7 protein-coding genes are annotated in these 8025 nt (G+C 29.4%); all 7 read right to left on the reverse strand.

The genetic code is table 11. The features are described from left to right. Nucleotides 1-38: 38 nt before the first annotated feature. The 7 genes from LJD34_RS14900 to LJD34_RS14930 all read right to left on the reverse strand — a co-directional run bounded on the left by LJD34_RS14900 (nt 39) and on the right by LJD34_RS14930 (nt 7946). Nucleotides 39-710 carry a hypothetical protein gene (locus LJD34_RS14900; protein ID WP_227360269.1) on the reverse strand — a complete coding sequence of 224 codons (672 nt, stop codon included), beginning with the start codon at nt 708-710 and terminating at the stop codon, nt 39-41. 117 nt (nt 711-827) lie between these two features. Next, nucleotides 828-1925, reverse strand: a complete 1098-nt coding sequence (locus LJD34_RS14905; protein WP_227360270.1) for an AbiH family protein — start codon at nt 1923-1925, stop codon at nt 828-830. Between the two features lie 2 nt (nt 1926-1927). Continuing rightward, complete coding sequence (locus tag LJD34_RS14910) at nt 1928-3160, reverse strand: nucleotide sugar dehydrogenase (protein WP_227360271.1); 1233 nt, start codon at nt 3158-3160, stop codon at nt 1928-1930. Between the two features lie 3 nt (nt 3161-3163). Then, nucleotides 3164-4456: a hypothetical protein gene (locus tag LJD34_RS14915; RefSeq protein WP_227360272.1), complete on the reverse strand. Its 1293-nt coding sequence runs from the start codon at nt 4454-4456 to the stop codon at nt 3164-3166. A 15-nt stretch (nt 4457-4471) separates the two neighbouring features. Beyond that, nucleotides 4472-5536, reverse strand: a complete 1065-nt coding sequence (locus LJD34_RS14920; protein WP_227360274.1) for an NAD-dependent epimerase/dehydratase family protein — start codon at nt 5534-5536, stop codon at nt 4472-4474. 21 nt (nt 5537-5557) lie between these two features. Further along, nucleotides 5558-6757 carry an NAD-dependent epimerase/dehydratase family protein gene (locus LJD34_RS14925; RefSeq protein WP_264474838.1) on the reverse strand — a complete coding sequence of 400 codons (1200 nt, stop codon included), beginning with the start codon at nt 6755-6757 and terminating at the stop codon, nt 5558-5560. 1 nt (nt 6758) lies between these two features. Then, nucleotides 6759-7946: a UDP-N-acetyl glucosamine 2-epimerase gene (locus LJD34_RS14930; RefSeq protein ID WP_227360273.1), complete on the reverse strand. Its 1188-nt coding sequence runs from the start codon at nt 7944-7946 to the stop codon at nt 6759-6761. Nucleotides 7947-8025 lie beyond the last annotated feature (79 nt).

The following is an 8025-nucleotide window of genomic DNA, read 5'->3' on the forward strand; positions in this document are numbered from 1 at the left end:
GGACTAAGCACCAAAGTACTTTTTTTCTTGTGTCCGTTTTACAGGGTCCATTTTACTTTACTCATTATGACTTGATCAAAGATATACCACATAGGTGAATTTAATGATGATTGATCAGAATAATATGTACCTGGCGGATAATTAAAATCACCAAAGAAATTCCACATTGGATTATAATATTTTGTATATTCTGTCCCATTTACTTTTTTAATATTTTTATCATATTGATTCAAAACAGGCAAGCCAAATAACCCATTAGCAAATAAAAATGCTTCTTCATAAGGCATTCCATTAAAATCACCTATAATTACCGCTTTTTTAGTGTTTTCCACTTCTCCTAATTCAGCTATATCATTCTTTATTTCCTTAGCTTTTTCTAGCCTTTCATAGCTTTTATCCCCTCGTAAGTTTGAAAATAAATGTACTCCACAAATAATAAGTTCATTTTTTACAACTTGTAACGAATAATAATCCGTTTGTAATCCTGAACTCATATCACTATAATTTGACCAAATTTCTATTCTATTGCATCCAATTGTATTACACCTTACTAATGCCTGATTAGAATTTTTTAATAATAAATCTAGTTTCTCAATATCACTTCTATATTCAGCAAGTAATAATATATCGACTTCATATTTATTCACTAAGTCTAAAACATAGCTATTAATATTTTCATTTCTATACGTATTCCAAAATAATATTTTCATTAAATATACTATCACTCCTTCATTTTGATGATATTTTTTTAATATAAAAAGATACTTATGACATTTGTTATCTATTGTCATAAGTATCTTAGATATAAAATAGTTATTTCAATCCTGTTACATATTTTTTTCAAAGTTAATAAATTTAATTTTTGGATTTTCACCACTTAATTTTTCCATAAATAAATCTTTATCTAAAATAGCAAGAAGATTTTTTTCAAATTGGAACTTTTCATCTTCATCTCTATAATATATCCTGATATTACTTTCACTAATTAAAAATGGTTTTAAAATTTCAGCATCAGTAGGATCTAAGGAATGTCCAAAAATAAAAATATTATCAAAATAATCTTTAGTATCTACAGAATAATCTATATTATCTATATAACAATCAGGCCAATGTAAATATTTAGTATCCGTATGATATTTATATTTTTGATAAAACTTAAATAAATCTAAAAAATCCTCATACTTTCTATCATAGTAATCACTTCCAGATCCCATAACAATATCACCACTACCATCAAAGAATACTCTACCATGAACCCAACAAATTTTATCATCATTTATTTTTTCTCTTTTTATTGGATTATATATAATTTGATATGTATCAGTGTAATTAAAAGTTAATATATTTGTTATATGAATCGTATAAAATAAATTTATTGGCTCCAAATTATCCGTACACGTTAAATTAACCCACACAATATACTCTTTAAATAAACTAATCAAGGATTCTATTTCACGATGAACAATACTATAAAAAATTGACAAATCTTTTTCTGATAAACTTCTTAATGATGCATATTTGAAATAGTGTATACTATTTTCTTCTACATAAAACAAAAAAGAAGAAAAACTAGCACGATTTATTGTTTCAATGGAATATTTTATTTCTTTGTCTAATACACCTGCAGTTTTTGTTAATATATTTGTAAAATTACAAATAGAAAAAATAATATCCTTTATTTCATTTTCAAAATCAATCCATCCTTTTTTATTTTTAGTTTTCTTTAAATAGTTTACTAAACCAATATCCAAAGAATTTTTAAAGATTTTAATTTTTTCTTCATGCTCTTTTTTCATATATTTATAAAAATTTGAATCCGTATTTAATGCATCTAAAAAATCATTATAACCTGTAGGTAATCCATGCGCTTTATCAAAACCATTACCTATAATTAAAAGATTAATTTTTTCATGTGGTATATTCATCATTAATCTCTTCTAAATAAATCTCTTGTATATACTTTTTCTTCTACATCATCTAAACAACTATCATAGCGATTAGCTATGATTGCTTGACTTAATGATTTAAATTTATTTAAATCATTAACTACTAAGCTTCCAAAGAATGTACTTCCATCTTCTAATGTTGGTTCATAAACAATGACTTTAGCTCCTTTGGCTTTGATTCTTTTCATAACTCCTTGGATGGATGACTGTCTGAAGTTATCACTGTTTGATTTCATTGTTAATCTGTATACTCCAACAACGACTTCATTTTCTTTTTCTTGATCATATGAATCATTTGATTCATATGCTCCTGCTTTTTCCAATACTTGATCTGCAATAAAGTCTTTTCTTGTTCTATTACTTTCTACAATTGCTTCTATTAAGTTTTGTGGTACATCTGCATAATTAGCTAATAACTGTTTCGTATCTTTTGGTAAGCAGTATCCTCCATATCCAAAAGATGGATTATTGTAATGTGATCCTATTCTTGGATCTAAACATACTCCATTGATGATTTGTTGTGTATCTAATCCTTTTAGTTCTGCATAAGTATCTAATTCATTGAAATAAGATACTCTTAATGCTAAGTATGTATTAGCGAACAGTTTGACTGCTTCTGCTTCTGTAAATCCCATAAACAATGTATCGATATCTTCTTTGATGGCTCCTTCTTGTAGAAGTGATGCAAATGTATGTGCTGCTTCTACCAGTCTTTCATCTTCCATGTCTGTTCCTACAATGATTCTTGAAGGATAGAGATTATCATACAATGCTTTTGACTCTCTCAAGAATTCAGGAGAGAAGATGATATTCTTGCTTCCTGTCTTTTCTCTGATGCTTTGTGTATATCCTACTGGTATTGTACTTTTGATGACCATGATGGCATCTGGATTGATTTCCATTACCTGTTGAATTACACTTTCTACTGCACTTGTATCAAAGAAGTTCTTCTTTGAATCATAGTTTGTTGGTGCAGCAATGATAACAAAAACAGCATCCTTATATGCATCTTCTGCATTCAAGGTTGCTGTTAGATTTAATTCTTTTTCCTTTAAATATTTTTCTATATATTCATCTTGAATAGGACTGATTCTATTATTAATCTTATTTACCTTATCTTCAATGATATCCACAGCCATCACTTCGTGATGCTGTGCTAACAATGTAGCGATACTCAATCCTACATATCCTGTTCCTGCTACTGCTAGTTTCATTTTCTAATCTTCCTCCCTTATCTTTTTAAAATTTTTACATTCTTTTTTACCAAGAAATAGAGGTATTACATCATAATGAAGTTCCTTTACTTTATTAATTAATTCGTTTGCATTTGAATCTATTATTAGATGATTATCTTCTATTTCACATAACTTTCTATAACTGTTTCTTAAGTTTATAAAATTTTCTTTGCTTGTATTATCTTTATCTATTTCATTAATAATTTGATTTTTACAGAATTCCAATGAATCAAACAATTTTATTAATTTTTGTATATATAAATCACCCTTGCTAGTACCTAATGATTCTCTTATTTTCTTTGCTTCATTAAATAATTTTTCTCTTTCTTCAAAATAATCTTTAAGTTCTACATATTCAACATCAGACATTTCAAAAGAATCTACTAATTTTTTATCAAAGCCATCTTTGCGATACTCTCTTACTGGAAAAACATAATTTACATATCTATATTCTTTAACAGCTTCATTATTCAATGCAGATGTATATTTTATTCCATCATATTTTGTTTTTTCTAAAAGCCATTGAAGCAACATTTGTGGAAATACATATTCAGCAACGAAATGATCATTTCGATTTTTTACTTTTAAGGAACATGCAGTTTGAATTGGAAATGAGATAATGTATTTTAATCCAAATTTTTTGTCATGTTGTGTATAAGAAAGATAGTCTGAAGGAAAATAAAATGGTTTTATTGAAAAATCAATTAATTTAAAAGCATTACTACATCTATTAAATACTGAATAACTAAACTTATTTGGTAAGTTCGTTTCAAACCATGAGACGGGTAATCCATTTGATAAATATAAACAAGGATGACCTGGAATACTATATCTACATTTTGAAGCAATATGATTAAGTTTAAGAGGTATATGAAATAATTCTTTTCTTTGTTTATTCTCTTTTTCTTTAGAAAAATCACCTTTTCTAATACGATAATACTTATCATCTAAGAATCTAAAAGAAACGATATACTGCTCCCATTCATCGAATAAATCAAATGCCTTATCATAAGCCTGTTTCAAATATCCTTTTTCTCTTATAGCAATAATTTCAACTATTCTTGTACAATAATTTTCAATCAAATCTAAATTAGATTCGATATCTTTACACAAATTCTCAATACCATTATTTTTTCCTTTCAAAGCAGTTTTTAAACCTTCTAAATAACAATCAAATTCTTGACTTAAATATTCAGAAACTCTTTGCTCATCATTTCTAATCAAATCATGCTTATAATTTGAAAAGAATTTAAATAATTCTTGTTCTTCATACATAAAAACGCTCCCTTTTTACATATAAAATTCTTTATACCATTTAGCAAATTCTCTAAGTCCATCTCTTAATGATGTACTTGGTTTAAATCCAAAGTCTCTTTCCAATGCTGATGTATCTGCATAAGTTACTGGTACATCCCCTGGTTGCATTGGTACAAGTTCCTTATGTGCTTCAAAATCATAATCTTCTGGCAATACTCCTGCACTGATTAGTTCCTGTTGCAAGATATCTACAAACTCTAATAGGTTTTCTGGATGACTGTTCCCTATGTTATAGACTGCATAAGGTGGTATTGGTAAGCCATCTTCTCCTGTCTTTCTTTCAGGAGCTTTCTTCATCACTCTTGATACTCCTTCTACAATATCATCGATATATGTAAAGTCTCTTTTACAGTTGCCATAGTTAAAGATCTTGATTGTTTCATTGTTTCTTAATTTATTTGTAAATCCAAAGTAGGCCATATCTGGTCTTCCTGCCGGACCATAGACTGTAAAGAATCTAAGTCCAGTAGATGGAATGTTATAAAGCTTACTGTAAGCATGTGCCATTAATTCATTTGATTTCTTAGTAGCTGCATATAAACTTACTGGATTATCTACTTTATCATCTGTACTATATGGTACTTTCTTATTAGATCCATAAACACTGCTTGACGATGCATAAACAAGGTGTTCCACACCTTTGTTTCCATCATCATAAGAATGTCTACATGCTTCTAATATGTTATAGAAACCAATAAGATTGCTTTCGATATAGGCATCAGGATTACTGATAGAATATCTTACCCCTGCCTGAGCAGCTAAATTGACTACGATATCAGGTCTATGTTCATCAAAGATCTTATCGATCAGTTTCTTATCAGAAATATTTCCATAATAAAAAGACCACTTGTTCGTAGTCTTCTTTACTTCTTCTTTAATTTTATTCAGTCTGTATTCTTTTATTGATACATCATAATAATCATTCATATTATCGATACCGATAATATGAATATCATTATTTTCTTTTAATAATTTCAATATCAGGTTAGAACCGATAAAACCGGCTGAACCTGTGACAAAAATTGTTTTATTCAAAATTACACCTTCTTCATTATTTACTTATTTAACTGGATCAAAGAATGTATCTGGATGAGCTGGATCAAAGACTTCATTGCATGTCATCACAGTAACCAGATTTTCTGTTTCTGACAGGTTGATGATGTTATGTGTCCATCCTGGTATCATATGTACTGCTTCTATTTTATCTCCACTTACTTCAAATTCTACGATTTCTCCTGTATTGATATTTCTTTCTTGTATTAATCCATGTCCCTGTACTACAATGAATAATTCCCATTTTGAATTATGCCAATGTTGCCCTTTTGTAATTCCTGGTTTCGAGATATTGATTGATACTTGTCCACAGTCTTCTGTATGTATAAGTTCAGTAAATGATCCTCTGTCATCACAGTTCATTTTTAACGAATAAGCAAACTTTTCTTTAGGAAGATAAGAAAGATATAAACTATATAGTTTTTTCGCAAATGATCCTTCTGGCATTTTAGGCATCATTAACGTCTTTGGTTGATTTTTAAACTGTTCTAGTAAATCAACGATTTCTCCTAATGTCACTTTATGTGTTACTGGAAGATAACAATATCTTCCATCTTCTTTATCAACTGTTTCAACACCATCAAACTCACAACGTTGTTCTTTTCCTTCTAACAGGTCATACATACCTTCAACTAGATCATCGATATAAAGAACTTCAAGTTCTGTCGTTCTGTCATTGACTGTAAATTCTTCATCATTGGCTACTGCCCAACAGAATGTTGAAATAGCACTGTTATATTTTGGTCTTGAATGCCCCATTAAATTTGGAAAACGATAAACAGCTACTTTTGCACCTGTTTCTTTAGAATAGTCAAAGAAGAGTTCTTCCCCTGCTTTCTTTGATTTTCCATATTCACTTGTTCCAAAGCGACCTGCAAGTGTTGCTTGAATAGAGCTGCTCAACATGATCGTTGCTTTATTGCTATATTTTTTTAATGTATCTAATAATGTAGAAGCAAAACCAAAGTTTCCATTCATAAAGTCTTCTACATTTTCAGGTCTGTTGACACCTGCTAGATTGAATACAAAATCACAATCCTTACAGTACTTATCTAATTCTTCTAAGGTATTGTTGATGTCATATTCATAGATCTCTTCTATATGAATATTTGGTCTTGTTTTATTTCTTCCATCCTTGATTGTTTTTAAGTTATTGACTAAGGCAGTTCCTACCATGCCTTTAGCCCCTGTCACTAATATCTTCATTCTAATATTTTCTCCATACCATTTTATTAACTACATTTATATATCCTTGAATAATTCTTACAACTTTCATTGATACTGTTTCATCAATATAATCTGGACAAGGTTTACCTAAGACACCTTTTTGTTTCATTTCAATAGCCATATCAGTTGCATTCAATAATTCTTTGGTAGTAATACCTGCAAGAATAAAATCACCTGCTTCCAATGCTTCAGGTCTTTCTGTACTTGTCCTGATACATACAGCAGCTATAGGATGTCCAATGCTTAAATAAAAACTACTTTCTTCTGGCAGTGTTCCACTGTCAGAAACAATCGCTAAAGCATTCATTTGTAGACAGTTATAGTCATTGAATCCTAATGGTTCATTGACTCTTACTCTTGGATCCAATTTAAAGCCACTTTTTTCTAGTTTATTTTTGCTTCTAGGATGACATGAGTATAGAATTGGCATATTATATTTTTCAGCTAGAGCATTGATCGCTGTAAATAAAGAAATAAAGTTCTTTTCAGTATCGATGTTTTCTTCTCTATGAGCACTTAATAAAATATAATGATCTTTTTCAAGTCCTAATCTTTCCAAGACATCTGAAGCTTGAATCTTATCAAGATTTCCTCTTAAAACTTCTGCCATAGGAGAACCTGTCATATAAGTTCTTTCTTTAGGCAACCCTGTATCAGCTAGATACTTTCTAGCGAATTCGCTATAGCATAAATTGACATCACTGATGACATCAACGATTCTTCTGTTTGTTTCTTCTGGAAGACATTCATCCTTACATCTGTTTCCTGCTTCCATGTGGAATAAAGGAATATGCAATCTTTTAGCACTGATTGCACTTAAACAGCTGTTTGTATCACCTAATACCAGATAACCATCAGGTTGTAGTTCATTTAAAAGTTCATAGCTTCTTCCTAAGATATTACCACAAGTAACACCTAGATTATCTCCAACCACTGGTACAAGAATATCCGGTCCAAATTCACCATCATTATTTTTTAATTCAAAATCTTCCCAGAAAACTGTACTCAAATTTTTATCCCAGTTTTGATTATAATAGATGACACATGTATCAAAGTATTCTCTACATCTTTTAATAACTGCAGCAAGACGAATGATTTCAGGTCTTGTTCCTAATCCTATACATAGTTTTGTCTTTCCATTATCTTTCCATTTAAAATTATGTTCCATAATAATTTCTCCACTAAAGAAACAATTTCCTATTCTTCATTCAATCTTTCTTGAATATATGAAAGTTTGGAAATTGTTT

The organism is Faecalibacillus sp. MSK20_93 (assembly GCF_020589945.1).
GTDB lineage: Bacteria > Bacillota_I > Bacilli_A > Erysipelotrichales > Coprobacillaceae > Faecalibacillus > Faecalibacillus intestinalis.